1 protein-coding gene is annotated in these 1,635 nt (G+C 72.0%); it reads left to right on the forward strand.

Annotation, left to right across the window (positions count from 1 at the left end; translation table 11 throughout):
* The coding region (locus ACFVWY_RS35615) for a condensation domain-containing protein (protein WP_389879052.1) at window positions 1-1,635 on the forward strand (1,635 nt) is incomplete at both ends.

Here is a 1,635-nt window from a genome sequence, read left to right on the forward strand (position 1 = left end):
CACCGGGGACCTGGTCCGCTGGAACCGGGAGGGTTCCCTCGAATATCTGGGCCGGGCCGACCAGCAGGTCAAGCTCCGCGGCTTCCGCATCGAACCCGGCGAGATCGAGACGGCGCTGACCGCGCACGACAGCGTGGCCCAGGCCACCGTGGTCGTCCGCGAGGACCGGCCCGGCGACAAGCGCCTCGTCGCCTACCTGGTCGCCGCGGACGGGGCCCGCGTGGACGTCGCCGAACTGCGCGGTCACGTCTCCGAGGCCCTCCCGGAGTACATGGTCCCGTCCGCCTTCATGGTCCTGGACGCGATCCCGCTCACCGTCAACGGCAAGGTCGACCGGCGCGCCCTGCCCGCCCCGCAGATCGACCACAGCACCCATGGGCGCGCCCCGCGCACCCCGCAGGAAGAAGTGCTGTGCGGTCTCTTCGCGGCCGTGCTCGGCCTCCCGTCGGTCACCATCGACGACCACTTCTTCCACCGGGGCGGCCACTCGGTGCTCGGCACCCGCCTGATCAGCCGCATCCGGCGCGCGTTCGGCGTCCAGCTCGGAGTGAAGGACCTCTTCCGCAACCCCACGGTGCTCGCGCTCTCGGAGTGCGTCACCGCGGGCAGTGGAGAACTGCCCCGGCCCGCGCTGACGCCGCAGGAGCGCCCGGAGCGGGTGCCGCTGTCGTCGGCACAGCAGCGGCTGTGGTTCCTGGACCAGATGGAGGGCCCGTCCGCCACGTACAACATCCAGCTCGCGCTGCGGATCAAGGGCTGTCTGGACCGTGAGGCGCTGCGGCTGGCGCTCACCGACCTCACCACCCGCCACGAGGGCCTGCGCACCGTCTTCCCCGTCCACGAAGGAACCCCGTACCAGCACGTTCTGCCCCCGGCCGAGCTCGCCCTTCCGCTGATCGACACCACGGAGGAGGAGGCCACCGCACGGCTGGCGGAGCTGTCGGCGGTCACCTTCGACCTGTCGGTCCAGCGGCCGGTCCGTACCCATCTGCTCGCGCTCGGCGAGCAGGAACACATTCTGCTGGTGGTCGTCCACCACATCGCCTCCGACGGCTGGTCCAACGGTCCGATCTTCCGCGACCTGGCCACCGCCTACGAGGCCCGCGCCCGGGACGCCGCTCCCGACTGGGAGCCGCTGCCGGTCCAGTACGCCGACTACGCCCTCTGGCAGCAACGCCTCCTGGGAGCCGACGAGGAACGCCAACTCGACTACTGGCGCTCCGCGCTGGCCGGCCTTCCGGACGAGGTCACCCTGCCCGCGGACCGGCCCCGCCCGGCCGTCGCCTCCTACCGGGGCACCACGCACACCGTGCACTGCCCGCCCGTGCTGCACGAGGCGCTCGCCACCCTGGCCCAGGACACCGGGACGACCCTGTTCATGGTGGCGCAGGCGGCGGTGTCGACCCTGCTGTCCCGCTCCGGGGCCGGGCACGACATCCCGCTCGGCTCACCCGTCGCCGGACGCACCGACCCGGCGCTGGACGACCTCGTGGGCTTCTTCGTCAACACCCTGGTGCTGCGCACCGACGTCTCCGGCGATCCCACCTTCCGTGAACTGCTCACCCGGGTCCGCGAAACCGACCTCGCGGCCTGGAGCCACCAGGACCTGCCGTTCGACCGGCTCGTCGAAGTCCT

It is taken from the genome of Streptomyces sp. NPDC058195, assembly GCF_042883525.1.
In the GTDB taxonomy this organism is placed as follows: Bacteria; Actinomycetota; Actinomycetes; order Streptomycetales; family Streptomycetaceae; genus Streptomyces.